At 43.1% G+C, this 24,169-nt stretch carries 31 protein-coding genes; 24 read left to right on the top strand and 7 right to left on the bottom strand.

Features of this window, described 5'->3' with window-relative positions; translation table 11 throughout:
- Window positions 1-386 precede the first annotated feature (386 nt).
- The 3 genes from H538_RS0108680 to H538_RS0108690 all read left to right on the top strand — a co-directional run bounded on the left by H538_RS0108680 (window position 387) and on the right by H538_RS0108690 (window position 1,998).
- Window positions 387-857, top strand: coding sequence for a low molecular weight protein arginine phosphatase (locus H538_RS0108680; protein WP_026677278.1), 471 nt, complete (start codon window positions 387-389; stop codon window positions 855-857).
- A gap of 91 nt (window positions 858-948) precedes the next feature.
- Window positions 949-1,395: a ribose 5-phosphate isomerase B gene (gene rpiB, locus H538_RS0108685; protein WP_026677279.1), complete on the top strand. Its 447-nt coding sequence runs from the start codon at window positions 949-951 to the stop codon at window positions 1,393-1,395.
- 30 nt (window positions 1,396-1,425) lie between these two features.
- Window positions 1,426-1,998 carry a TIGR01440 family protein gene (locus H538_RS0108690; RefSeq protein WP_026677280.1) on the top strand — a complete coding sequence of 191 codons (573 nt, stop codon included), beginning with the start codon at window positions 1,426-1,428 and terminating at the stop codon, window positions 1,996-1,998.
- A 114-nt stretch (window positions 1,999-2,112) separates the two neighbouring features.
- Here the strand turns inward: H538_RS0108690 and H538_RS0108695 are convergent, their stop codons facing one another.
- A complete protein-coding gene (locus H538_RS0108695; RefSeq protein ID WP_026677281.1) occupies window positions 2,113-2,574 on the bottom strand; it encodes an outer membrane protein assembly factor BamD in 462 nt (153 codons plus the stop codon).
- A 426-nt stretch (window positions 2,575-3,000) separates the two neighbouring features.
- On the opposite strand from H538_RS0108695, the gene glyA reads away from it, so the two are divergent.
- The 9 genes from glyA (at window position 3,001) to H538_RS0108740 (ending at window position 9,673) form a co-directional block, all read left to right on the top strand.
- Window positions 3,001-4,236, top strand: coding sequence for a serine hydroxymethyltransferase (glyA, locus tag H538_RS0108700; protein ID WP_026677282.1), 1,236 nt, complete (start codon window positions 3,001-3,003; stop codon window positions 4,234-4,236).
- 196 nt (window positions 4,237-4,432) lie between these two features.
- The gene (locus tag H538_RS0108710; protein WP_026677283.1) at window positions 4,433-5,398 is read left to right on the top strand and encodes a nuclease-related domain-containing protein; all 966 of its coding nucleotides are present in this window, start codon (window positions 4,433-4,435) and stop codon (window positions 5,396-5,398) included.
- A gap of 84 nt (window positions 5,399-5,482) precedes the next feature.
- Window positions 5,483-6,406 carry an ABC transporter ATP-binding protein gene (locus tag H538_RS0108715; RefSeq protein WP_026677284.1) on the top strand — a complete coding sequence of 308 codons (924 nt, stop codon included), beginning with the start codon at window positions 5,483-5,485 and terminating at the stop codon, window positions 6,404-6,406.
- Window positions 6,390-7,133: an ABC transporter permease gene (locus H538_RS0108720; protein WP_026677285.1), complete on the top strand. Its 744-nt coding sequence runs from the start codon at window positions 6,390-6,392 to the stop codon at window positions 7,131-7,133. The genes H538_RS0108715 and H538_RS0108720 overlap by 17 nt, the downstream gene beginning before the upstream one ends.
- A 98-nt stretch (window positions 7,134-7,231) precedes the next feature.
- The gene (upp, locus tag H538_RS0108725) at window positions 7,232-7,861 is read left to right on the top strand and encodes a uracil phosphoribosyltransferase (protein WP_026677286.1); all 630 of its coding nucleotides are present in this window, start codon (window positions 7,232-7,234) and stop codon (window positions 7,859-7,861) included.
- Between the two features lie 60 nt (window positions 7,862-7,921).
- Complete coding sequence (locus H538_RS26680; RefSeq protein WP_245595210.1) at window positions 7,922-8,080, top strand: helix-turn-helix transcriptional regulator; 159 nt, start codon at window positions 7,922-7,924, stop codon at window positions 8,078-8,080.
- Window positions 8,081-8,101: 21 nt separating this feature from the next.
- Window positions 8,102-8,836, top strand: a complete 735-nt coding sequence (locus H538_RS23430) for a helix-turn-helix transcriptional regulator (RefSeq protein WP_245595211.1) — start codon at window positions 8,102-8,104, stop codon at window positions 8,834-8,836.
- Window positions 8,837-8,921: 85 nt separating this feature from the next.
- The gene (locus H538_RS0108735) at window positions 8,922-9,194 is read left to right on the top strand and encodes a zinc ribbon domain-containing protein (protein ID WP_245595212.1); all 273 of its coding nucleotides are present in this window, start codon (window positions 8,922-8,924) and stop codon (window positions 9,192-9,194) included.
- Window positions 9,191-9,673 (top strand): GyrI-like domain-containing protein, encoded by a 483-nt coding sequence (locus H538_RS0108740; RefSeq protein WP_051291401.1) that lies wholly within the window; start codon window positions 9,191-9,193, stop codon window positions 9,671-9,673. Before H538_RS0108735 ends, H538_RS0108740 begins: the two co-directional genes overlap by 4 nt.
- A gap of 299 nt (window positions 9,674-9,972) precedes the next feature.
- On the opposite strand, the gene H538_RS0108750 is transcribed toward H538_RS0108740, so the two are convergent.
- The gene (locus H538_RS0108750) at window positions 9,973-10,314 is read right to left on the bottom strand and encodes a DUF952 domain-containing protein (protein WP_026677289.1); all 342 of its coding nucleotides are present in this window, start codon (window positions 10,312-10,314) and stop codon (window positions 9,973-9,975) included.
- A gap of 207 nt (window positions 10,315-10,521) precedes the next feature.
- On the opposite strand from H538_RS0108750, the gene H538_RS0108755 reads away from it, so the two are divergent.
- The gene (locus H538_RS0108755; protein WP_026677290.1) at window positions 10,522-11,730 is read left to right on the top strand and encodes an MFS transporter; all 1,209 of its coding nucleotides are present in this window, start codon (window positions 10,522-10,524) and stop codon (window positions 11,728-11,730) included.
- Window positions 11,731-11,737: 7 nt separating this feature from the next.
- Here H538_RS0108755 and H538_RS25060 read toward each other — a convergent pair whose 3' ends face one another.
- From H538_RS25060 to H538_RS23445, 5 genes are all read right to left on the bottom strand, one after another.
- Window positions 11,738-12,142, bottom strand: a complete 405-nt coding sequence (locus tag H538_RS25060; RefSeq protein WP_051291402.1) for a DUF3889 domain-containing protein — start codon at window positions 12,140-12,142, stop codon at window positions 11,738-11,740.
- Between the two features lie 97 nt (window positions 12,143-12,239).
- Window positions 12,240-12,902, bottom strand: coding sequence for a response regulator (locus H538_RS0108765; protein ID WP_211235559.1), 663 nt, complete (start codon window positions 12,900-12,902; stop codon window positions 12,240-12,242).
- Window positions 12,899-13,726 carry a sensor histidine kinase gene (locus H538_RS0108770; protein ID WP_026677292.1) on the bottom strand — a complete coding sequence of 276 codons (828 nt, stop codon included), beginning with the start codon at window positions 13,724-13,726 and terminating at the stop codon, window positions 12,899-12,901. Before H538_RS0108770 ends, H538_RS0108765 begins: the two co-directional genes overlap by 4 nt.
- Before the next feature lie 46 nt (window positions 13,727-13,772).
- Window positions 13,773-14,180 (bottom strand): FixH family protein, encoded by a 408-nt coding sequence (locus H538_RS23440; RefSeq protein ID WP_051291403.1) that lies wholly within the window; start codon window positions 14,178-14,180, stop codon window positions 13,773-13,775.
- Window positions 14,177-14,770, bottom strand: a complete 594-nt coding sequence (locus tag H538_RS23445; RefSeq protein WP_051291404.1) for an SCO family protein — start codon at window positions 14,768-14,770, stop codon at window positions 14,177-14,179. Before H538_RS23445 ends, H538_RS23440 begins: the two co-directional genes overlap by 4 nt.
- A 170-nt stretch (window positions 14,771-14,940) precedes the next feature.
- On the opposite strand from H538_RS23445, the gene H538_RS0108785 reads away from it, so the two are divergent.
- The 11 genes from H538_RS0108785 to atpD all read left to right on the top strand — a co-directional run bounded on the left by H538_RS0108785 (window position 14,941) and on the right by atpD (window position 24,159).
- On the top strand, window positions 14,941-16,524 hold the full coding sequence (locus tag H538_RS0108785) for a copper resistance CopC/CopD family protein (RefSeq protein ID WP_026677293.1): 1,584 nt from the start codon (window positions 14,941-14,943) through the stop codon (window positions 16,522-16,524).
- 15 nt (window positions 16,525-16,539) lie between these two features.
- Window positions 16,540-17,175, top strand: a complete 636-nt coding sequence (locus tag H538_RS0108790; RefSeq protein ID WP_026677294.1) for a YcnI family copper-binding membrane protein — start codon at window positions 16,540-16,542, stop codon at window positions 17,173-17,175.
- A gap of 229 nt (window positions 17,176-17,404) precedes the next feature.
- Window positions 17,405-17,629 (top strand): AtpZ/AtpI family protein, encoded by a 225-nt coding sequence (locus H538_RS0108795; RefSeq protein WP_026677295.1) that lies wholly within the window; start codon window positions 17,405-17,407, stop codon window positions 17,627-17,629.
- Window positions 17,626-17,994: an ATP synthase subunit I gene (locus tag H538_RS0108800; protein ID WP_026677296.1), complete on the top strand. Its 369-nt coding sequence runs from the start codon at window positions 17,626-17,628 to the stop codon at window positions 17,992-17,994. Before H538_RS0108795 ends, H538_RS0108800 begins: the two co-directional genes overlap by 4 nt.
- A gap of 56 nt (window positions 17,995-18,050) precedes the next feature.
- Window positions 18,051-18,761: a F0F1 ATP synthase subunit A gene (gene atpB / locus H538_RS0108805; protein WP_026677297.1), complete on the top strand. Its 711-nt coding sequence runs from the start codon at window positions 18,051-18,053 to the stop codon at window positions 18,759-18,761.
- A gap of 70 nt (window positions 18,762-18,831) precedes the next feature.
- Complete coding sequence (gene atpE, locus H538_RS0108810) at window positions 18,832-19,056, top strand: F0F1 ATP synthase subunit C (protein WP_026677298.1); 225 nt, start codon at window positions 18,832-18,834, stop codon at window positions 19,054-19,056.
- A 105-nt stretch (window positions 19,057-19,161) separates the two neighbouring features.
- Window positions 19,162-19,668, top strand: a complete 507-nt coding sequence (gene atpF / locus H538_RS0108815) for a F0F1 ATP synthase subunit B (RefSeq protein WP_026677299.1) — start codon at window positions 19,162-19,164, stop codon at window positions 19,666-19,668.
- Window positions 19,665-20,204, top strand: a complete 540-nt coding sequence (locus H538_RS0108820; RefSeq protein ID WP_026677300.1) for a F0F1 ATP synthase subunit delta — start codon at window positions 19,665-19,667, stop codon at window positions 20,202-20,204. Before atpF ends, H538_RS0108820 begins: the two co-directional genes overlap by 4 nt.
- Before the next feature lie 30 nt (window positions 20,205-20,234).
- A complete protein-coding gene (atpA, locus tag H538_RS0108825) occupies window positions 20,235-21,737 on the top strand; it encodes a F0F1 ATP synthase subunit alpha (RefSeq protein ID WP_026677301.1) in 1,503 nt (500 codons plus the stop codon).
- Window positions 21,738-21,835: 98 nt separating this feature from the next.
- The gene (atpG, locus tag H538_RS0108830; RefSeq protein ID WP_026677302.1) at window positions 21,836-22,696 is read left to right on the top strand and encodes an ATP synthase F1 subunit gamma; all 861 of its coding nucleotides are present in this window, start codon (window positions 21,836-21,838) and stop codon (window positions 22,694-22,696) included.
- A 68-nt stretch (window positions 22,697-22,764) separates the two neighbouring features.
- Window positions 22,765-24,159 carry a F0F1 ATP synthase subunit beta gene (gene atpD / locus H538_RS0108835; protein ID WP_026677303.1) on the top strand — a complete coding sequence of 465 codons (1,395 nt, stop codon included), beginning with the start codon at window positions 22,765-22,767 and terminating at the stop codon, window positions 24,157-24,159.
- The last annotated feature ends 10 nt before the right edge of the window (window positions 24,160-24,169 follow it).

A 24,169-nucleotide genomic window follows, 5' to 3' on the forward strand; every position in this document is an offset into this window, starting at 1 on the left:
TGGTGCTATTTTCATGGCATTTGGACAATAAACAGTGGATTTCCGACAATAAATCGTTTCCATCGGACAATAAATGGCCTGTGTCGGACAATAAATTTAGTATTTTATACACTTATTTGTCCAAAAGTAAGATGTTATTGTCTAAACCGGATGACTTATTGTCTAAATAAGAGCACTTATTGTCCGAGAACGAAATCATTTTAAAATATGTAACGATTCGTGACCGTTTTTCCTCATTTCCAAGATCTAACGAGGTGTTCTTAAAATAACGAATGTTCGAGTACTGAAATTCAAACTATTTTTCTAGAAGGGGCAGTAGGAAGGTTGGCGAGCTGGGCCAATCTTTTTTATAATGGTAAATAATACGATCTTAGAGGTGAACGGCAGTGAAAAAAGTTTTGTTCGTTTGTACAGGGAATACGTGTAGAAGCCCGATGGCTAAAGCGCTACTTGAACATATAGGGAAAGATGAATTTGAAGTAAAGTCGGCGGGAATCTTTGCTGTGAACGGGCAGGCGCCAAGTGCTCACGCCGTTACCGCACTTTCTGAAAAAGGAGTCGAACTCGATCATTCTTCCGCTATGCTGACGGACGATTTGATCCAATGGGCTGATCTCATATTGACGATGACCGAAAATCATAAACGTACGATTTTTAACCAGTTTCCGAAAGCCATTGAAAAAACATTTACGTTAAAAGAGTATGTCTATAAATGGGCATCTTCCGAACAAACAGAAGAAAACGAAATTTCCTCTTTTGATGTGTCAGATCCGTACGGCGGAACGTTAAATGTTTATAAAAAAACGTGTGAGGAATTGGAAGAGCTTATTCATGAGATGATAAAACGAACGCTTTAAATTATTTTAAAATGAAAGTTGAATCTATAAGCAAATCGAATTACAATGTAAGCTAGTAGAACGTAGACTTACTACTGGGAGGACGTATAAAATGAAAGTCGCAATTGGCTCTGATCACGCAGGTGTTCAGCTACGTCAAGAAATTGTCCAAATGATGAAGGAATTAGGAATTGAAGTAATAGATATCGGCTGTGAATGCGGGACTTCAGTCGATTATCCGGATTATGCGGTTCCGGTTGCGGAAAAAGTAGCAAAGGGCGAGGTCGATCGCGGTATACTCATTTGCGGAACTGGGATCGGAATGAGCATCGCGGCGAATAAAGTGAAAGGTGTACGCTGTGCATTAGTGCATGATCTTTTCAGTGCAAAAGCAACACGTCAGCATAATGACTCGAACGTCCTGGCGATGGGAGAAAGGGTCATTGGTCCCGGACTCGCACTCGAAATTGCAAAAGTATGGCTGACGACGGAATATGAAGGCGGACGCCACGGACGCCGTGTAGATAAAATAACGCAATATGAAAATCAATCAGTTTAACTTAAAGTTAAAAAGGGGACGAATTTAAAAATGAGTGGCCAGCTGGACAAAATTAAAGAGCAGGTCCTTCAAGCCTTATCCGATCTACAAAAGGAAGCTCACCTTGGACCGGATCAGTTGCTCGTGATCGGTGCAAGCACGAGCGAGGTTATTGGAGAGAAAATCGGAACGTCGGGAACAATGGAAACGGCTCAAGCGTTGTTTGAAGGAATTCAAATTTTCCAGGAAGAAACAGGTGTAGCTCTTGCTTTTCAATGTTGTGAACACTTGAATCGAGCGCTGGTCGTCGAACGTGAAGTGGCTGATAAGAGAAATTATGAAATGGTTCGTGTCATTCCTGCCCGCTCAGCAGGCGGCGCACTTGCGACTTTCGCTTACCATCACTTAAAAAACCCTGTCATCGTGGAGTTCATTAAGGCCGATGCAGGAATTGACATTGGCGACACATTAATTGGCATGCATTTGCGCCATGTTGCCGTTCCCGTGCGCAGCCGGGTGAAATCGATTGGCGAAGCCCACATTACGTTAGCGAGAACGAGGCCGAAGCTCATCGGCGGAGAACGCGCCGTCTATCCGAACAAAGAAGACATTCGCTGTTTTTAAAATGAAAGAGGACAACCATGCAGGTTGCCCTCTTTTTATATATCGGATCAATCATAGGCGGAAGTGGGTTTCTTGCCTCTTGCTTCCGAACCAACTTGTGAACCAAGTTGGTTCCTAGCTTTCTTCAATTAACGTCGCCTGGATCAATAGTTTTCCGGAATTGGCCTCTTTTCCTCTAAAACTTCCATAAACGGTTACTTTATCTCCATTGTTTAAACCGTTGTTCATTGTATAGTTTAATACTTTAAACGTCTCGTTTTTATTTCCTAGTTTTACAATAAGATTAAAGGAGCCACCCATGCCTTTCGTAAGGGCTTTGACATCTCCTGAAATTTTCCCGCTCGCTTTTACCGTCGTGCCCTTATGTTTTTCAGGCTCGCTGATAAGTCCTTTATTTACATCAACGGCTTCTTTCTTTAATAGTTTGATGCTTTCAGCTTGTTCTTTTTGCAGGGCCGCTGCTGTTTCCTGCTTTTCTTTTTTATGTTCTTTCGGCTCGGCGGATTTTGTCTCACTGCAAGCGGCAAGACTTAATGCCATCGATAAACCGAGCATCATACATACGATTTTTTTCATAGTAGTTTTACACCTTTCGTTAATCTTGTCTCCGCTTTCTATTCTATCATGTTTTCACTTCCGCAAAAAAGTAATTTTCTGAACTCATTGAACAGTGGGCATATTTACCTTGTTTATTGAGCAGAAGCGTCTTCATGCCATCTAGTTTAAATCGGGTTGTTCCAATATATTCCTTACCACTTTTGAAAAGAAGGGTGCTATCATTCATAACATTGTGTATGTTAAAATACGAGTAGAGGTTGTTCAAAAAGTCCGGGAAAAATAGCTGTCGAATCTCATCGTTGGCTTGCTTTTGCGCTGCTCACGTATTAAAAAGCATACGTTCCGCTGCTCAAAGCTTTGCTGCCTCGATCTTCTCGGCTCTTTTTGTCCTCCTTTTTGAACATGACGTTAAGAAAAATTGTGTAACTAGGGAGGAAGCAAAACGTGGAAAAGCTAGCTGTACAAGACAAAGAAGTGTTTGCCGCCATTCAAGATGAATTAGGCCGCCAGCGCAGCAAAATCGAGCTTATCGCTTCAGAAAACTTTGTAAGTGAAGCGGTTATGGAAGCTCAAGGATCTGTGCTTACAAATAAGTATGCTGAAGGATATCCTGGCCGCCGTTATTACGGTGGATGTGAATATGTGGATGTTGTAGAAAATTTAGCCCGTGATCGCGCTAAAGAAATTTTCGGTGCAGAACACGCAAACGTACAGCCTCATTCGGGGGCACAGGCTAACATGGGAGTTTATTTCACGATTCTTGAACCTGGCGATACGGTGCTTGGAATGAACCTTTCCCACGGGGGACATTTGACACACGGCAGCCCGGTTAACTTTTCTGGGACGTTGTACAATTTTGTCGAATATGGCGTAGACAAAGAAACACACCGCATCGATTACGATGATGTCCGCCAAAAGGCAAAAGAGCATAAGCCGAAGCTGATCGTTGCCGGCGCAAGTGCATATCCTCGCGCGATTGACTTTAAAAAGTTCCGTGAAATTGCGGATGAAGTCGGCGCTTACTTAATGGTCGATATGGCTCACATTGCAGGGCTAGTTGCAGCAGGGCTTCATGAAAACCCGGTTCCATATGCGGATTTTGTCACAACGACAACGCATAAAACGCTTCGCGGACCACGCGGCGGCATGATTTTATGTAAAGAAGAATTCGCGAAGAAAATTGACAAATCCATTTTCCCTGGCATCCAGGGCGGACCGCTCATGCATGTCATTGCCGCTAAAGCTGTTGCCTTCGGCGAAGCGTTAACGGATGACTTCAAAGATTATGCGAAGCGGATCGTTGACAATGCGAAACGTTTAGCAGATTCGTTGAAAAAAGAAGGAATTACGCTTGTATCCGGCGGCACAGATAATCACCTCGTGTTAATCGACGTGAGCACGCTTGGCACAACAGGTAAAGTAGCGGAAAAAGCGCTTGATGACATCGGCATTACAGTGAACAAAAATACGATTCCATTCGAAACGCAAAGCCCATTTGTCACAAGCGGCATTCGTATTGGTACGGCTGCGGTAACGACTCGCGGCTTCGGGCTTGAAGACATGGATGAAATTGCCTCCATCATCGCATTTGTCTTGAAAAACGTTGAAGACGAAGCAAAAATTAAAGAAGCGATTCCACGTGTTGAAGCATTAGCGAACAAATATAAGTTATATGAGTAAGATTGAAAGCTGTCGGGAAGACCCGGCAGCTTTTTGTTGAATTTAAGCGAATTTTCGTTGAATTAAGTCCAAAATTCGTTGAATTAATGCCCCAATTCGTTGAATTATCCTGCCAACTTGTTGAATGATCTTCATATGAAAGGGAGGAAGTCGGCCATTGATGTAGAAAGTTAGAAAAGAAAGGAGAATGATGAATTTGATTGTAAAAAGTCGAAAAATACCGTTGAAAATTAGAAAGTTAGAAGCTTTATTGCGGCGGTTGCCTCAGGCTCATCCGAAACGAAAGGTAATTGAAGAAGATTTAGCGAAAAGTGCAGCGGGGTATAAAGGGGAACAATCGTTAGACTACTATTTGAGTTTCCTCCCTGAAAGCGAGTATTTCATTCTTCAAGATCTCCGGCTTTTTGAAAAAAACCACTACTTTCAGCTCGACACGTTAATTCTCTCTCCCTCTTTTTTTCTCATTCTCGAAGTTAAAAACATCTCAGGAACTCTCACTTTCGATCAAACCTTTCACCAGCTTATTCGCACGGTAAATGGAGTAGAAGAAGTATTTCCAGATCCGATACAGCAGGTAAGGCATCAACAGTTTCAATTTCAGAACTGGCTAAAAAGCAATCATTGCCCCTTGGTGCCAGTCGATTCCCTCGTAGTCATTTCAAATCCCCATACGCAAATAAAAACTTCAGGAAACAGCAAACCACAGTTGCCCGTTATCCATAGCACAAGTCTTCTTGATAAAGTAAACAGGTTAAAGGAGATTTATAAAGAAGAAATACTGTTAAAAAAAGATATCCGTAAACTATGTAAACTTCTTAAAAAGCATGACTCCCCGAGCAATCCTGAAATTCTCGAGCGTTATCAAATTAGTAAATCCGATCTATTAACAGGCGTCCTGTGTACCCGTTGCAGAGCAATCCCAATGGATAGAAAAAGCGGAAAGTGGATTTGCCCAAATTGTTCTTTTTTCTCTAAAGATGCCCATATCAGTGCGTTAGCCGATTATTCTCTTCTAGTTCATTCCGCTATCACTAATGAAGAGGCGAGAGAATTTTTACATCTGTCTTCCCGTTCTATCGCCCATCATCTTCTTATGCAAATGAATATCCCATATTCAGGAACAACAAAAGGAAGAGCGTATAGTTTGTCTTTCGACGAATAAAAAAGACATATGGGTATGAAAGGGAAAATAGGATGTTATGTCTAATATTTTAGTATTGAAGAAAATAACAGTGGGAGGTTTTTCATGTCAACGGTAATTACGGTTCAACAGCTTTCCAAGCGTTATGGCACGGTTCAGGCGGTGAACGACATTTCTTTTAATGTGGAAAGAGGCGAGATTTTTGGAATTATCGGTCCGAACGGCGCCGGAAAGACGACAACGATTGAAATATTGGAAGGGTTAAGAAAACGGGATGGCGGACTTGTCGAAGTGTTGGGCCTTGATCCGCAAAAAAACCGGACGGCATTAAATGAGAAAATCGGTGTCCAATATCAGGCAACATCGATTCAAAAAAAGATGAAAGTGAAAGAGGCGGTGGATTTATTTTCTTCGTTTTATTCTCGTAAAGAAAACAGTAAGGACATTATCGAGATATTAGGTTTGGAAGAAAAAATGAATCACTTTTTTGGCGATTTATCCGGGGGCTGGAAACAGCGCGTCACGCTTGCCCTGGCCACGCTTCATCAGCCGGAAATCGTCTTTCTTGATGAACCGAGCATGGGACTTGACCCGCATGCCAGGCGGGAACTCTGGTCAATTATTCAGCTATTAAGGGATCGCGGCTGTACGATCGTTGTAACAACCCACTACATGGAAGAAGCCGAGAAGCTGTGTGATAGGGTAGCCATGATTTACAACGGTGAAATTAAAGCATTAAACGAGCCCCGTCTACTGTTAGATGAGATGGCCGTCAACTATTTGTCGTTTTACAGCAATGAAATTGACGAGCTTCAATTAGCCGCACTTCCCGGAGTGGTCAAAGTTGAAAACGAGGAGTTCTTTTTCAAAGTCTTTACCGAAACGATGCAGCAAACCGCCTATTATTTGTTCAAGCATTGTGAAGAACACGCTATCTCACTCACTGACTTTAAATTTGAAAAAGGGACGCTCGATGATCTGTTCGTACATTTTTTAGAAAAGGGGAAAAAAGATGAACGCATTGGCTAAATTAACGATCCTGGAAACGAAAATGTTTTTCCGCGATAAAATGCAAGTGTTCTGGACGTTTTTATTTCCTGTGCTCATGATCTGGCTGTTTGGCTCAATGTTCAAAGATGGGAAAATTGGAGGACTGACTTTCGCTGAAGCGTATGTGCCGTCATGGATCGGTGTGAACATTGTAACGACCGCATTTTTTACATTGGGAACAGTGCTTGCCTCTTACAGGGAAACGGGAGTCTTGCGCAGATACCAATCGACGCCGCTGAAACCGTGGAAAATATTATTTGCCCATACGGTGCAGGGAACCGTCATTTTTGCGATCTCCGCCGTCATTCTGGCGATATTCGGCAGCTTATTATTTCATTTAGGCATGCCTAAATACCTCGGCAGCACACTTCTCGCCCTGGTCATCAGCATCGTTTCTTTCTTTCCGCTCGCCTTGTTCTTAACTTCGCTTGGAAAAAACACACAAACGTCAGCCGCGATTAGCTCGTTATGCCTTAACTTAATGATGTTCTTGTCAGGAGCGACATTTCCGCTGCAAATGATGCCCGACTTTTTGCAATATGTGGCCAAAGCATTGCCGCTCTACTATGTTATTGAATTGCTCCGCGCCACATGGAATACTGCGCCGATATGGGAACGTGGGACGGACGTTATTGTACTTCTCGGAATTGCCGTTATCTCAATCGTACTTTCCTCTCGATTCTTTCGCTGGAGTGATAAGAGTTAAATTTCCCCAACTTGAACTGACGCCCTTTTTTCTGTAAAATTTGTAGAAGTGAGTTTGTCGCATAGAAGGGCTGGCTCTGATTGGAAAGGAGAGTTAAGATGGGTAAAGTACATGTATTCGATCATCCGTTAATTCAACATAAGCTTACATACATTCGAAATGAGGAAACGGGAACGAAAGAATTCCGTGAGCTCGTCGATGAAGTTGCTGCATTAATGGCATACGAAATTACAAGAGATCTTCCTCTTGAAGAAGTGACGGTAAAAACGCCGGTTGCAGAAACAAAAACAAAGGTTATTGCCGGCAAAAAAATGGGACTCGTTCCGATTCTTCGGGCAGGGCTTGGCATGGTAGACGGCATTTTGAAATTGATTCCGGCAGCAAAAGTCGGGCATGTCGGCTTGTACCGCGATCCGGAAACGTTAAAGCCGGTCGAATATTACGTGAAGCTTCCGAAAGATGTCGAAGAACGTGATTTCATCGTCATCGACCCGATGCTCGCGACAGGAGGATCGGCTTCAGCTGCGATTACGTCAATCAAAAACCGCGGCGCAAAAAATATTAAATTAATGTGCCTCGTTGCCGCTCCAGAAGGCGTCCAATTGATTGAAGAAGAGCACCCTGATGTCGACATTTATTTGGCGGCATTAGACGAAAAATTGAACGATCACGGCTATATCGTACCCGGACTTGGCGATGCCGGCGACCGTTTATTCGGAACAAAATAAGACAAGCAAAAAGTTCACATAGTGCTCTATGTGGACTTTTTTATTAGCGGAGGTGGTGAGTTGAAGCTTGATAGACTACTCGCAATGACAATGATTTTGATCAATCGTCGAAAAGTTCGTGCGCAAGAATTAGCAGAAATGTTTGGCGTTTCCGTAAGAACGGTATATCGCGATATGGAGGCGCTAAGCCGGGCGGGAATTCCGGTTATCGCGTACTAGGGAACCAATGGCGGAATCGGGTTGATCAAAGGCTATCGATTGGACAAACAAGTGTTGACGAAAGAAGAATTGACCGCTATTTCAACAGCTTTAAAAGGAGTGGCCACAACTTATGAGGATATCCACACTACGGCTGTTTTAGAAAAGATAAAAAGCATATCTGATGACAGAAATCAAGAATCGGTCTTTATTGATTTAAGTCCATGGGGGCAAAACCCGGTTGTGAAAGAAAAATTGACGATATTGAAAAGAGCTATCGAATCGTTAACTGTTGCTCAATTCACGTATTCTAACAGCCGGGGGGAAGCAGGAAGGAGACGGGTCGAGCCTCATCTATTGATTTTGAAAGGCCGGGCGTGGTATTTGTACGGCTATTGCTTAGATAGAAAACAGTTTCGGCTGTTTAAGCTTGCTCGTATGAAACATCTTTCGTCGACTGAATGCATCTTTGAGCGCAAAGAATTTAAAACAGAAGAGCTTCCGTGGGAAAAAGAGTGGTATGATCCGAAAAATACGGTTAAGCTGAAGTTTGGTTTTCGCCCGGAACTGCGAACTTCTGTAGAGGAGTGGTTTGATGCGCAGAACATTACAACTGATGAATCGGGGCGATTGATTGTGGACATCGAAATGCCTGACGACAATTGGCTATACGGCTTTATTTTAAGCTTTTCGGATAACGCGGAAGTGCTTGAACCACTGCATATGAGAGAAAAGATAAAAGAACTTTCCAGAAAGATCAACAACATGTATTCATAGGCCCTGCTCTAAAAAAAAGAAGCTAATATGACATACAGCTGTCATGTTGGCTTTTTTATAATAAGCAGAAAGGAGGATGATCACATTGAAAATTCAAGTAGTTTGTCAGAGCGGTGGGATGCCGATGAACGAGCAATCACTTTTCGGAACTGAAAAATCGGGTGCGAGAAGCGAGGATTACTGCTGTTATTGCTATGAAAAAGGTGAATTTAAGCAATCTGATCTCACATTGAAAGAAATGACCGAACTCTGTGTTTCTTACATGAAGGAAGACGGAATGGAAGAGGATGAAGCCCGTGATATTTTACGAGTAACATTGCCATCCTTAAAAAGATGGAGAAAGGGGGTTCCTTCTTGAAGCCTGAGATCTTTTATAGTGAAGCATTCCATTTTGCCGGCATTTCCGTACAAACATCGAATCATAAGGAAATAGGAGCAGAAGGGGAAATTCCGACGCTGTGGGAAAAGTATTTTACAGACAAAGTGGAACGGAATATCCCTCATCCTACTTCACCTGCCGTGACACTCGGACTGTATTCCGACTATGAAAGTGATCTACATGGTGAATATATGTTTTCGGTCGGGAAGAAAATAAAGAAAACAGATGAAGTACCGCCGGGAATGAAGGTAAAAGTCGTACCTCGGTCAACCTATTTGGTCTTTACGACACGAAAAGGGAGCCTGTCCGAAATTGTCCCGGAAACATGGAGAGAGATTTGGAGTTATTTTGAAACATCGGAGAGGGAACGTTCCTACACATGCGATGTTGAATGGTATGATGAAAGATGCGAGGACCCCAATGACGCTCAAATAGATATTTATGTAGCGGTTAAATAAATTGATTTGAAAAAGGTAATCTCTTAACGGGGGATTACCTTTTTACCAATCATATAAAGTTGTTGGTTATAAAGAGCCGGAGGAAGGAAGTTACTATGAAAGTTCAATCAAGGACATGTTTCCGGGAAAATTCGCAAATGAAGCGCTAGAGGATAGCGCCAGTGTTGATGATCTCCATCAACAAATTGAAAAGAAAGTCCATGAATGGCTTGCTGAAAATAAATGAATCGTGCATTAGCGTCTGGTTAGACCAAAACCCGTCCAATCGTTAACTTAACGTTTGGACGGGTTGGACGCCTTTAGTTTGCCTGCCACTCCATGGGAAGGACAAATTCCCCATTTTCATTTTTAACGAAAAAAACGGCAGCTGTTACAGCATCGATGTTAATCGGTCCGTAAACATGCGGGTATTCTTTGCCGTTTGATGCCCGTTCATATTTGATTTCAGCCTGGACCAGGTCGGGGTCGATCTTCAGCAACACTAAATCTGTTTCTCCTGCAAAATGTTTTTCTGCCGTTTTTGTTGCCTGTTCTAGAAACGAACAGTGAATGAAGCCTTCCGTCAGCAAGGATTCCTCGTGAATTTCTCCCTGCGCTTTTGCCTGTTCCCAAACGTGCCTTTTCATTACTTTCACAATCAATTTGTTCCACCCTCTTTAGCAATAAAAAAAGACACCGTTACTACGTGTCCATTCAGCTTTTCTATGTTTTTGGCATTACTTAATAAGCCAGACGTATCCCTGACGTCTATGATAATAGTAGTATAACACATAGGAAAATATAAGTCTATATTTCGTTCAGAATTTTTTGTATACTCCTATTGATTTTGGAGGAGAGGAGTTGCAAAAATGAATCGATACCGGGCGTTTTGGCTGGCAAGGACGTTATCGTTTTTGGGGGATTACATTTTTTCCATCACGATGATCTGGCTTGCGCTTCAAAAAGGGGGAGCGTTTGGAGTTGCGGCGGCTGTTTCAACAGCGGTTGTAGCGAAAGCTTTTGGAGCCATTTTGCTGTCTCCATTCGTGAATCTCTTTGGAAGCAGGCGAACCATCATTATCAGTGACTTTTTACGGATGGTTGTCATGATCGGGTTTTGGAGCCTAACCGAAACGGATCTGAATTTGACCATTTACGTATTAGTCGGTCTGAACGCGCTATTTACCGGCGGATTTGAAGCCGCCATGCAGGCGTTTATCCCTGAAATGAGCGAGGACTTGCGTAAGGCGAATGCAGATTTAAGCAAAGGGCGGAGCATTGTTCAGCTTATCGGGTTATTGGCAGGCGGGATTCTGTCGAGTGTGTCATCCGGATTAGGGTTTTTGATCAATGCATTGACTTTTTTTGTTGCGGGATTGGTTTTACTGTTTATTCGCGGCGGGGACACTGTGCTCAAGTCTTTAGAAAGCAAGGGAAGAGTGGCTTCATTTTTCAATCAGCTTAAGAAGGATATGGACGGGGCGTACAGGGCCATTTCAGCATCTCGTTCATTACGGCTTATCTTTTGGGCGACGTTTTTCATCAATATGTTTACAGTCCCAATGAATACGTTAATCGCGCCTCTTGTAGAGCATATAGAAGGGGGAAGTATCCTGCTCGGCATTGTGGAAAGTTCAATTGTCATCGGAGGATTAGCGGGAGCGTATCTTGTCGGGAAAACAAACATCGAAAATACGACATTTCTTATGACGGGATGTGCTTGTTGCGGGACAGCCGTTCTTCTAGCGGCATGCAGTATCCATTCCGTTATGTTAACGATAGCAATGGCTTTATTTGGCTTTGCGGTGACGGTTCTAACGATCGCTTCTTATACGGTGATTCAGGCAAACGAAGAGCATTTGCGCGCACCTGTTTTTGCCGTCTTGCAGTTCGCGCCTACCGTTTTGTATCCGGTTATCTCTTTGTTTTCGGCAACATTGGCAGAGTGGGCATCGATCCGCCTGCCGTTTGCCTCAGGAGCATTCTTCCTCCTCGTGACGTTTTTCGTTTTGCTAACGGGACAAAAAAAGAAACAACAATTTCCAGCATTAAAAAGGAAAGAGGATCAAAGCGGCTGAGCGCTCTTTATCCTCTTTCTTCAAACGTTATTGAAATCAGTCGATCGGTGTCCGGGTCATGCATTACTGAAACACGGACGTCTTTCGTTACGGCATTTTCGGTCACGATAAAATTAAAAAAGTCAATGACCGTACCGTCCGGGTTAATTCTCCTCGTATCATATCTATAATCGCTTACTTTGCTGTTCGGATATTTTTTCTTTGTTTCTTGCAAGGCAAGTTTGCCCCATTTCGCATAATCTTCTTCACTAACCGGCGCCGGGGCAACATTAACCTTCGACTTTCGGTCTACATCTTCATAATATCCGATTTGCCTTGTCCCCACTTCATTCTTTTGTGCGTTTCTCGTGGCGCATCCCGCTACCAATAACGGGAGAACGAGCAATAAGAAACCTATATTTCGCCTTTTCATTTGCTTGCATCTCCTTATACGCTTTTGCCTATAAGAGAAGTTTTTGCTAATAGGGGCCAAATTATGAGAACGAATAGAAACAAAAATTCAAAAAAACTTATTCAAACGTGTTCGGTTTTTGGATCCATCCTTGTTCATAGGCATAGCTCGTCAATTCCACACGATTTTGCAAATGAAGCTTTTTTAAAATATTTTTAAGATGGTTTTTTACCGTGTTTTCCGAAATGAACAGCTCGTCAGATATTTCTTTGTTCGAATGGCCTTTAGCGACGAGGTTCAACACTTGTTGCTCGCGGTCGGACAATGGGTTATGCTGATTGACCGGTTTGTTTCGCTGGCTGAATTCCAGCAAGATTTTTAGCGCCAATTCTTTTGTCATCGGAACTTCATCTAACGCGAAAGCCCTCAAATATTCATGCCAGCGCGAAGGGTCAATGTTTTTCAGCAAGTACCCTTGAGCCCCCTTTTTTAGCGCTTCGAATAGATGAGTGATGTCATCAGAGACGGTTACAATGACGATTTTTACATACGGAAACTGGCTCTTAATCATTTTTGTCGTTTCAAGTCCGTCCAATCCCGGCATGTGGATGTCCATTAAAATCATGTCAGGCATGAGCTTTTCGGTCAATTCCATCGCTTCTTTTCCATTTCTCGCTTCACCGACAACTTGAAACTCTTCAATATCTTCAAGGATGTCCATTATGCCTTCTCGTGCATGCGCGCTGTCATCGGCAATGATAATGCGGTAAGGCTGTATCATGACGCATTCTCCTTTTTGATTTCAACAATGGTTTGTCCATTTCTCCTGTTAAAAGTCAAGGCCCAGCCCATTTCTTCCGTTCGATCTCTCATAATCTGCAAGCCGTAGCGGGCGGCTTTGGGTGTTTCTTCGCAAAAGCCAATCCCGTCGTCTTTGACCTGGCATATAAAGCCTGTCTCAGTCATCCGTGCGTCGATCCAAATACGGCTTGCGTGAGCATGTTTCGTAATGTTCATCAGCGCTTCTTTTAAGCAGGCGTATAATTCAATTTTTTCCTTTGCGGTTAAATCATTTTCGTGAAGTTCCCAATAGGTGATCACGTGTAAATCGTTTTCCTCTTTTACGGATTGGATGAGTTCATTCAAAAGCTGTTCCCACGGCAACATGTGCGGTTCAGGGGCGTGGCGGAGATTGGTGATTGCCTGCCTGACATCTTGATTGACATGATGCAACGTTTTTTCGATTTTTTGATAAGCTTCGTTATCTTCTAAACGGGCCGCCTTTTTCAATCTGTCCATCTTTACTGACAATAAAAAAAGAGATTGCGCAATCCCGTCATGCAGCTCCCGTGCGATTTTTTCCCGCTCTTCAAGCGCCGCTTTGTAGGCTTTCTCTTGCTTTAACTCTTCCTGCATTTTTTCAAGTAGGTTAAACAATTTAAGAAGAAAAATCATCGTAACGAGAAAAACGATCAAAGGGGAGAGCCAGTTGCCGAGCTCCATTGAGATATATGGCAAGAAAAATGTATGGCGGCTGAATTCCCAGATGCCGATTGTGATCGTTGGAATAAGCAAGATCAGCCATTTAATTTGTTTATAGGTCATAAGGATCACCTTTAATTAAAAAGTAAAGAAGGAGATCGCCTCCTTCTTAGTGGACCGTCATTTCTTTTTGCTCCATGTTATGGAGGTCGCGAGCGGTTACATGGTACATCACTTCATACGTTCCGGTTTCAGGAAAGGTGTATTGGGCGATGTATGTCCCCTTGCCTTTTTTTACGGCGTTTATCATTTTATGTTTTTTCTCGTCTTTTTTCCAAACTTCAAATTTCACTTCATTAGCATCGTTTACGTTTTTGTTTTCTTGTGTCACTTTTACTGAAAGTGTCACCTTGCTGCCGGCTTTCGCTTTAGAAGGCTCAGATGCAAATTGAACGTGAATAGGCACAGGAGGCTTTTTTTCTGTTGGATTGGCCTCGTGATGCTGATGTCCGTTCGATGATGAGCAGGCGGAAAGCACCAGGCTGAGCGCCGTTAATAAAAAAATGACTTTTTTCAAAAGAGGCCCCCCTTTGTTAACGAATTGATTTTATCAAGCGTGTCTTCTTTATTAAATTTCGTTCCCATCGGCAAGTAAGCGCGAACATTATTATCTTTATCAATTAAAAAGGCGGTGTTGGAGTGCATGACCGTTTTGCCCGTTTTCTGGACGAAAAATCCAAGTTTCTTCGCCAGTTCCGGCATTTTTTCCTCATCGCGGATAATAACCCAGCCGCTTTTGTCCAGTCCGATTCGCTTCGCATAGTCTTCCAACACGTCAGGTGTATCGACTTTCGGATCAATCGTCACCATCACAAATTCTACTTCTTTGCCGAATTTGCCGTCCTTTTTCAACTCGTTTTGCAATTGGGCGAGGCGCTGTGTCGTGATCGGGCAAACATCGGGGCAACTTGTGTAAATCAATTCAAGGACGCGTACCTTTTTCGACTTCCCAAAGGAATAAGTGGTTCCGTCGATTTTCTTCATCGTCATCGAAGGAAGCGACTGTTTAACCGGCAACTCGTGTTTCTCTTTCCAAATCAGATAAGAAACGATACCGAGTATGACAATCATCAAAATAATGAAAGGAACTATCATTTTTCGCTTCATCTGTTTATCCTTTCCTTTCTCACAACTATGTAACAATTTTATCTAATCATATAAAATTCCAACAATAAATAGCCCGGGTGAGCTATACTTTTTGAAATTCATTAAGACTATAATAGGTAAGGCTCTTCACATTATATAAAATAAAGGTGCAAAATACGAGGATGTTTCCCATGAAAAAGTTGATTTCTATCATTTTTATCGTTTTTCTTTCCGTTGGCATTTTCCCGGCAAAAGGGCTGGCGCATGCGACTTTAGTTCAATCAAACCCGGCCGCGGAGAGTCAGTTAAACAAGTTTCCTCATGAGATTGTATTAACCTTCAATGAGCGATTAGAACGGGAACTTTTTGAACTTCAAGTCTATGACAGAAACGGCAAGGCAGTCGCAAAGCAAAAACCGAAAATGAGCACCGACCAGCGAGTGCTTTCATTAAAATTACCGAAACAGCCAAAAGGGGTTTACACGGTTACGTATCATATCATTTCGGCAGATGGCCACCCTGTCAGTGATTCGTATGTCTTTACGGTCGGAAAAACGAGTAAATCGGGCAAAGGGCCTTCAGATAAGGCAGCCAATCATCAGCACGATATTTTAGGAAGTCCGGTAATATGGGGATTCCGGGCAGCTTACTTTTTCATCATGTTGCTGGCGGCAGGTTTTGTGTATTGGGGGACCGTATTGTCTTCCGAAAAGAGAAGCTCCCTTTTTCGAGTATGGGAAAAACGTCTGTTGAAGCTTAATGGTTACGCCTTGATCATTTTTATTGTGCTTTCGGCTTTTGATCTTTTAAGCGGAGAGGAAATGGATAAAGTTGGCCGATTGCTTTTAAAGACGACAGTTGGCCTGTCCTGGATCTTCTCTTTCATTCTTGCTTTTGCCGGGATAGCCATAGTTGGGCGAAAGAAATGGCTAAATATAGTATGGATCGTTCTCACTTTCTTTGTGAAAAGCTTAAACGGCCATGCTGCCGGGGCGGACCGGGTGTATCTCTCCATTCCGCTTGATATGATTCACTTGTTTGCCGCGTCAATTTGGGCCGGTGGGCTATTCTACTTGTTTTTAGTGCATAGAAAAGATAAAGAGCACATGCGAATGTTTTTGCCCGTGTTTTCAAAAACAGCGTTTATTTCACTTGTGGCTTTAATGATTTCAGGTCTCCTTTATACGCTGATTTTGCAGCCGAAACTCTCGTATTTAGTTGAAACGTCATGGGGGATTCTTCTTCTTATAAAAATCGTTGCCGTTTTGGCGGTGCTCATTGCGGGGGCAATGATACGCCGGAAAATAACGGTCAACGAATCGATTTCCACATGGCTGAAGGGCGACTTTAGTTTATTGGTCGCCATTACCATTATTGTTGGAGCATTAACGTATATGAGCCCGACTCCGGTTAACGAGCCGCTGACATGGGTGAAGGATTCGAATAGCGGGCAAATAAAAACGGAAATTAGCCCGATGAAGCCGGGAAACAATTCATTTTCAGTCGAGGTTGTGACAAAGAAAGGGAAACCAAAGCCAATAGCTGTTGAACTATGGCTCTATTCGCTTGATTCGGACAAGATGGCACCGATTAAAGTTTCGTTAAAAAAACAGGGGAGCCCGAAAGCTGATAAGAATCAACATGAGGATACTTATGCGAGAAGCGGGCCGTACCTTCCGTTTCCGGGTAAATGGTTAGTTGAGGTCAAAGTTCTAGATCAGGATGATAATGAACATGTATGTAAAAAAGAAATCAGGATTTTTGATATTCAATAGGATGGTGAATGTGATATGAAAAAACGAATGGCAATGATGGCAACATTCGTGTTCAGTTTGTTTGTATTTGCAGGTGTAGCAAGCGCTCATGTTGTTGTTTTCCCACAAAAAACGACACAAGGGACGTATGAAAAATTTACGGTTCGTGTACCGACTGAAAAAGACAGTCCGACAGTAAAAGTGAAACTTGACGTGCCAAAAGAAGTGGAAGTTTTCGGTGTTGAGCCGATGCCAGGCTGGAAGTATGAACTGGCAAAAGATCAAACTGGACTTATTACAGGCATTACGTGGACGGCAGAAAATAAGGGACTTAGAGCTTCAGAATTCGGTGAATTTAACATTCAAGGAAAAGTAAGCAATAAAGCGGACAAAATCGTCTGGAAGGCGTATCAAACGTATAAAGATGGTAGTGTGGTGAAATGGACGGGAGCGGAGGACTCGGAAAATCCGGCTTCTGTCACACAAGTTGCGAAAAGCAATGGAAATGCCCATGATCATCATGCAAGCCATGCGGGAGCCAATGAGGAATCAGCGCAAACGAACCATGAAGAAGCGAAACCATCAAACATACCGCTTTATCTATCCATCGCAGCAGTAATTCTTAGCCTTGTTGCCGTTATTATTTCGCTGTTAAAAGCCCGGAAGCAATAAGCAGGGAAAAAAGGGGGAACCCCCTTTTTCCCCTGCTTATAAATTTTTTTAACTTGGTTAGAATATACTTGTGATCGACGTCACAAAATTACCACATTTTATAGGATATTTTAACTGAAATTGCGTTGACATACTATAGCCGCTATTGTATCCTTACAAAGGGATATGATAAGGTTTCCATTATTGATAATAAGCCGATTTATCAATTTCCGTGGAAGGGGTCTGTACTATGAGCATCGAGAAGCGCCCATATCGGGCAATGGCGTTAATGTCAGGGATTCTTTCTCAGCTTGTAGGCAGTATTTTAATAGGGATATTTGCTGGCAAATGGTTAGATGGGAAAATCGGAACGAGTCCGTTGTTTTTAATTATCGGACTGCTTCTAGGTTTATTTGCCGGCGTGTATGGCATGATCCGACTTTTATCGAAATTTTCAGGAGAAGAACAGAAATGACTGAGTACAACGCGACATTCCGAAAGTACATAAAGTACATGTTCTTCTTGCTATCTATTTTTGTCCTCGGTTACGGATTCACCCCCTATCACTCCATTTTTCTCGGACTTATTTTAGGCTCCTTGTTTAGTTTATTTAATTTATGGAGTATGTATTCAAAAGTGGAACGGCTCGGACAGGCCGTCATCCACAAGAAAAAAGTGAAAACATTAGGTTCACTGTCAAGGCTTTTAATGGGAGGCCTCGCAGCGCTTATCGCCTTACGATATCCGCAATATTTTCATTTGTTAAGTGTGGTAGTGGGATTGATGGCAATCTACATTATCATGTTAATAGATTCACTTATGCAAGCCATACGCTCATAGCTAATTTTTTTCAGGCTATGATGATCTTACTCAAAAGGAAGAGAGGTGAAGTGGAAATGGAACATGAAGCTCCTATAGTAACGTTTATGGGTCTTAACTTTAACTTGGCAAACGTTCTAATGATAATCGTTTCCTCTGTCATTGTTTTTATTATCGCGATGCTCGCTACTCGATCCCTGTCAATGAGACCGGGTGGGATGCAAAACTTCCTTGAGTGGGTAGTGGATTTTGTGAAAGGAATCATTAACAGCACAATGGATTGGAATACGGGAGGGCGCTTCCTTACATTAGGATTGACGCTCATCATGTATATTTTCGTAGCCAATATGTTGGGACTGCCATTTTCAGTCGTTGTGGATCACAAGCTATGGTGGAAATCGCCAACTGCTGACCCAACGATAACATTAACGCTTGCTGTCATGATTGTGGGACTCACTCACTATTACGGCATCAAAATGCGAGGCTTTAAAGAATATGGAAGCCAGTTTTTCCAGCCTTTTAAACTGCTATTCCCGATAAAGCTAATTGAAGAGTTTGCGAATACATTAACGCTCGGTCTTCGGCTTTACGGTAACATCTATGCAGGGGAAGTGCTTCTCGGATTGCTAGTAAGCCTGATGCATTCCGGTATTTTTGCCGGGATTTTTGGAGCAATTCCGATGATTGTATGGCAAGGATTTTCAATCTTTGTCGGATCTATCCAGGCATTTATCTTTACAATGTTAACAATGGTATATCTCGCCCACAAGGTGAGCCACGACCATTAAATTTAAATGATTCCAGCTTCTACGGAGGCAAAAAATACAGATTTTGGGGAAAAAGAAGGGAGAACTACAAATGGGTGCATTAGCATTAGTAGCAGCTGCAATTGCTGTAGGTTTAGCGGCATTAGGTGCCGGTATTGGTAACGGTTTGATCGTAGGTCGTACAGTTGAGGGGATTGCTCGTCAACCAGAACTACGCGGTACTCTTCAAACAACAATGTTTATCGGGATTGCGTTAGTTGAGGCGCTTCCTATCATTGGTGTCGTTATTGCGTTCATCGTTTTAGGAAAAGCTTAATCGTAAACATTGTTTATCAAGGATTTTCATAATGGCGAAGCACGTTCTTCAAGGAACTTCCTTCGCCATTCCTTATGTATGACCGATTGAAGGGAGGAAAAACTTGTGCAAACCTTAACTCTAGGTCTTGCTGTAAATAGCGGAGATATTTTACTTCAGTTAGTTGCTTTTTTAATCTTAATGGCTCTATTACGCAAATTCGCATGGGGTCCGCTAATGGGCATCATGAAAGCGCGTCAAGAACATATTAACGGTGAAATAGATGCAGCGGAGAAAGCCCGCAAAGAAGCTGAAAGCAATCTCGCGCTTCAAATCGAGGAATTAAAGAAGGCGCGTGAAGAAGCGAAAGCGATTATTGATAACGCGAAAAAACAAGGTGAAGTACAAGGTGAAGCGATCATTAAAGCTGCACGCCTTGAAGCGGATCGCTTAAAAGAAGAAGCGATCGCTGACATTGCAAGTGAGAAGGATAAAGCGGTTGCGGCGCTTCGAAATGAAGTGGCATCCCTTTCTGTCATGATCGCTTCGAAAGTGATTGCGAAAGAATTGGATGAGAAAAGTCAAGAAAAGCTGATCGACGATTACCTTAAAGAGGTAGGCGAGTCTCGATGAGTAAAGATCAATCTGTCATTGCAAAACGGTATGCGTTAGCCCTTTTTGAAGTTGTTCGTGCCAATAACCTTGAACAAGTAGAGGACGAGCTTCGCTTAATCAAAGAGGTGTTTCGTTCGAACAAGGATCTTTTAAAAATCTTGAACCATCCAAAGATTTCAACAGCGGATAAAAAAGAATTAGTGAAAACAACGTTTGGTGCGGCTCTTTCTGCACCAGTTATGAATACAATTTTTCTATTAATCGACCGAAACCGGCACAACATGATTACAGAAATGGTTAGCCATTTTATCGTACTGGCAAATGAAGCGGAAAATATCGCAGAAGCGAAAGTCTACTCGGTTCGTCCTTTGACGGAAAAAGAAAAGGAAGAGCTTGAAGCAACTTTTGCGGCGCGTGTCGGCAAGGCGAAATTGCGCATTGAAAATATTGTTGACCCTTCGTTAATCGGGGGCATTAAAGTCCGTATTGGCAACCGCATTTTTGACGGAAGCATCAGCGGTAAACTAGAACGAATCGAACGTCAATTAGCCTAATTGAGGCTGTAAAAGATAGGGGTGAAATTCATGAGCATTAAGGCTGAAGAAATCAGTGCTTTAATAAAAAAGCAGATTGAAAATTATCAATCTGAAATCGAAGTAAACGATGTTGGAACAGTTATCCAGGTCGGTGACGGTATTGCCCGTGCCCATGGACTAGATCATGTTATGGCTGGCGAGCTTGTGGAGTTTTCTAACGGTGTAATGGGGATGGCCCAAAACTTAGAAGAAAACAACGTTGGTATCATCATTTTAGGACCATATCAAGACATTCGCGAAGGTGACGAAGTAAAACGTACTGGCCGTATCATGGAAGTGCCTGTCGGTTATGAACTTCTTGGCCGGGTTGTTAACCCGCTTGGCCAGCCAATTGATGGCAAAGGGCCAATTAACACAACGAAAACTCGTCCAATTGAACAAAAAGCTCCTGGTGTTATGGCGCGTAAATCTGTACATGAGCCATTGCAAACGGGGATTAAAGCGATTGATGCGTTAGTGCCGATCGGCCGCGGACAGCGTGAGTTGATCATCGGGGACCGCCAAACGGGGAAAACGGCGGTAGCGATCGACACGATCATTAACCAAAAAGATCAAGATATGATTTGTATTTATGTTGCGATCGGACAAAAAGAATCAACAGTGGCAGGCGTAGTTGAAACGCTTCGCCAACATGGCGCGTTAGACTATACGATCGTTGTATCGGCGAGTGCTTCCCAACCAGCTCCGCTTCTTTTCCTTGCGCCATATGCCGGGGTTTCCATGGCGGAAGAATTCATGTGGGACGGAAAACACGTATTAATCGTCTATGATGATTTATCAAAACAAGCGGCTGCATATCGTGAACTTTCCTTGCTTCTTCGTCGTCCTCCGGGCCGTGAAGCCTATCCAGGGGATGTATTCTATCTTCACTCGCGCTTACTCGAGCGTGCAGCGAAATTAAACGATGAACTTGGCGGAGGTTCCATTACAGCGCTTCCGTTTATCGAAACACAAGCAGGAGACGTATCTGCTTACATTCCGACAAACGTAATTTCCATTACAGATGGACAAATCTTCTTGCAATCTGACTTGTTCTTCTCCGGTGTTCGTCCGGCGATCAACGCAGGTATTTCCGTATCCCGTGTAGGGGGAGCTGCGCAAATTAAAGCGATGAGCAAAGTTTCCGGTACCCTTCGTCTTGACCTGGCGTCTTATCGCGAACTTGAAGCATTCGCTCAGTTCGGCTCTGATTTAGATAAAGCGACACAAGCGAAATTGAACCGTGGTGCGCGTACGGTAGAAGTGTTGAAACAAGGCCTTCACAAGCCATTGAAAGTTGAAAAGCAAGTAGCGATCCTTTATGCGTTAACAAAAGGATATCTTGATGATATTCCGGTCGAAGAAATCCAACGTTTCGAAGAAGAAATGCACGCGTATATGGATGCAAACTGCCAGGATGTGCTGAACACGATCGTTACAACGAAGAAACTTCCTGAAGATGACAGTCTGGATCAAGCAATTATCGCATTTAAGAAAACGTTCGCAGTTTAAATAGATAGAGAGGGGAATTCCCCTCTCAACCAGCTTAACATACAGTGTATGTTCAAAAAGGAATAAGATCTTTTTGGACTTCCTCAAAAAGGTGGTGAATTGGAGTGGCATTAAGAGACCTTAAAGCAAGAATCGATGCGACGAAGAAAACGATGCAAATTACGAAGGCGATGGAAATGGTTTCCGCAGCTGCACTCAACCGTGCGGAGAATAATGCGAAATCATTTGTTCCGTATATGGACAAAATGCAGGAAGTCGTTGCAAGTATTGCGACAGGCAGCAAAAGCGCGCGTCACCCGATGCTTGAAACCCGTCCTGTAAAGAAAACTGGATACTTCGTCATTACATCTGACCGCGGGCTTGCAGGCGCCTACAACGCAAACGTTCTTCGCCACGTTTATCGTACGATTCAAGAGCGCCATAAGTCAGAAAATGAGTATGCAATTATCGTCGTTGGGAAAGTTGGAGTCAACTTTTTTAAACATCGTAACATGCCTATTCTTGATAGCATTACAGGAATTGGAGATCAGCCGTCTTTTGCCGTCATTAAAAACATTGCGAGCAAAACTGTCGGCTTGTACGCGGACGGAACGTTTGATGAACTTTACATGTACTACAATCATTTTGTCAGTGCCATTCAAAGCGACTTAACGGAAAAGAAATTGCTTCCGATTAGCGATATCGAAAGTCCAAAAGCGACCGCGGCTTATGAATATGAGCCTTCTGAAGAAGAAATTTTGGAAGAACTTCTTCCACAATATGCAGAAAGCTTAATTTATGGCGCAATTTTGGACGGAAAAGCGGCAGAACATGCTTCACGTATGACCGCAATGAAAAATGCAACGGATAACGCCAATGAGCTTATCGGCAATCTTACGTTGTCTTATAACCGTGAACGCCAGGCGGCGATTACTCAAGAGATTACGGAAATTGTCGGCGGTGCAGCGGCACTCGAATAGATAGGGATTTGGTTTCTTACGTTTCGAAGCCATAAGGTTTTATGCAAGTGAAGTTAGGAGGGAAAACGATGAATAAAGGCTACATTACTCAAGTTCTTGGCCCGGTCGTTGACGTGAAGTTTGATGACCATTTGCCGGAACTGCTTAATGCACTTAAAGTGAGCTTTGATGGTGAGAAAGGCGATTTAACATTAGAAGTCGCTCTTCACCTTGGAGATAATACAGTTCGTACAATTGCAATGGATTCAACAGACGGTCTTGTTCGCGGCATGGAAGTGACGGATTCAGGTAAACCGATTTCTGTTCCTGTAGGGAATGCGACATTAGGACGCGTATTTAACGTTACGGGTGATCCAATCGATCTTAAAGAAGAAATTCCTGCTGATGTTCGCCGTGACTCGATTCACCGCGAAGCACCATCATTCCAGGAGTTAACAACGAAAGTAGAAATTTTAGAAACAGGGATTAAAGTCGTTGACCTTATTGCACCATATGTAAAAGGTGGAAAAGTCGGTCTTTTCGGTGGTGCAGGTGTAGGGAAAACAGTTCTTATCCAGGAATTGATTAACAACATCGCCCAGGAACACGGTGGTCTTTCCGTATTCGCAGGTGTTGGAGAACGTACTCGTGAAGGAAACGACCTTTATCATGAAATGAGCGACTCCGGCGTTATTAGCAAAACGGCGATGGTATTCGGACAAATGAACGAGCCGCCTGGAGCACGTGCCCGCATCGCTCTTACAGGGCTTACAATGGCGGAATATTTCCGTGATGAAGAAGGACAAGACGTGCTTTTCTTCGTTGATAACATTTTCCGTTTCACACAAGCAGGTTCTGAAGTGTCCGCGCTTCTTGGACGCATGCCGTCTGCGGTAGGTTATCAGCCGACATTGGCTACAGAAATGGGTCAATTGCAAGAGCGGATTACATCAACGAAAAAAGGTTCGGTTACATCGATTCAAGCGATTTATGTACCTGCCGATGACTATACTGACCCGGCTCCGGCTACAGCGTTCGCCCACCTTGATGCAACGACGAACCTTGAGCGTAAACTAACAGCAATGGGTATTTACCCTGCGGTTGATCCGCTTGCTTCAACTTCTCGTGCCCTAACGCCTGAAGTTGTTGGAGAAGAGCATTATAATGTTGCCCGCCGTGTGCAGCAAATCTTGCAACGCTATAAAGAATTGCAAGATATTATCGCGATTCTCGGTATGGACGAGTTATCCGAAGATGACAAGCTTGTGGTACACCGCGCTCGCCGCATTCAGTTCTTCTTATCGCAAAACTTCCACGTGGCGGAGCAATTTACAGGACAAAAAGGTTCTTATGTGCCTGTGAAAGAAACGGTTCGTGGATTTAAAGAAATTCTTGAAGGAAAGTATGACGATCTTCCAGAAGAAGCATTCCGCTTAGTAGGTAGCATAGAAGAAGTTGTTGAAAAAGCGAAGACTCTTGTTTAATCCGTTAAGG

Source organism: Fictibacillus gelatini DSM 15865 (assembly GCF_000430745.1).
Lineage (GTDB): Bacteria > Bacillota > Bacilli > Bacillales > Fictibacillaceae > Fictibacillus_A > Fictibacillus_A gelatini.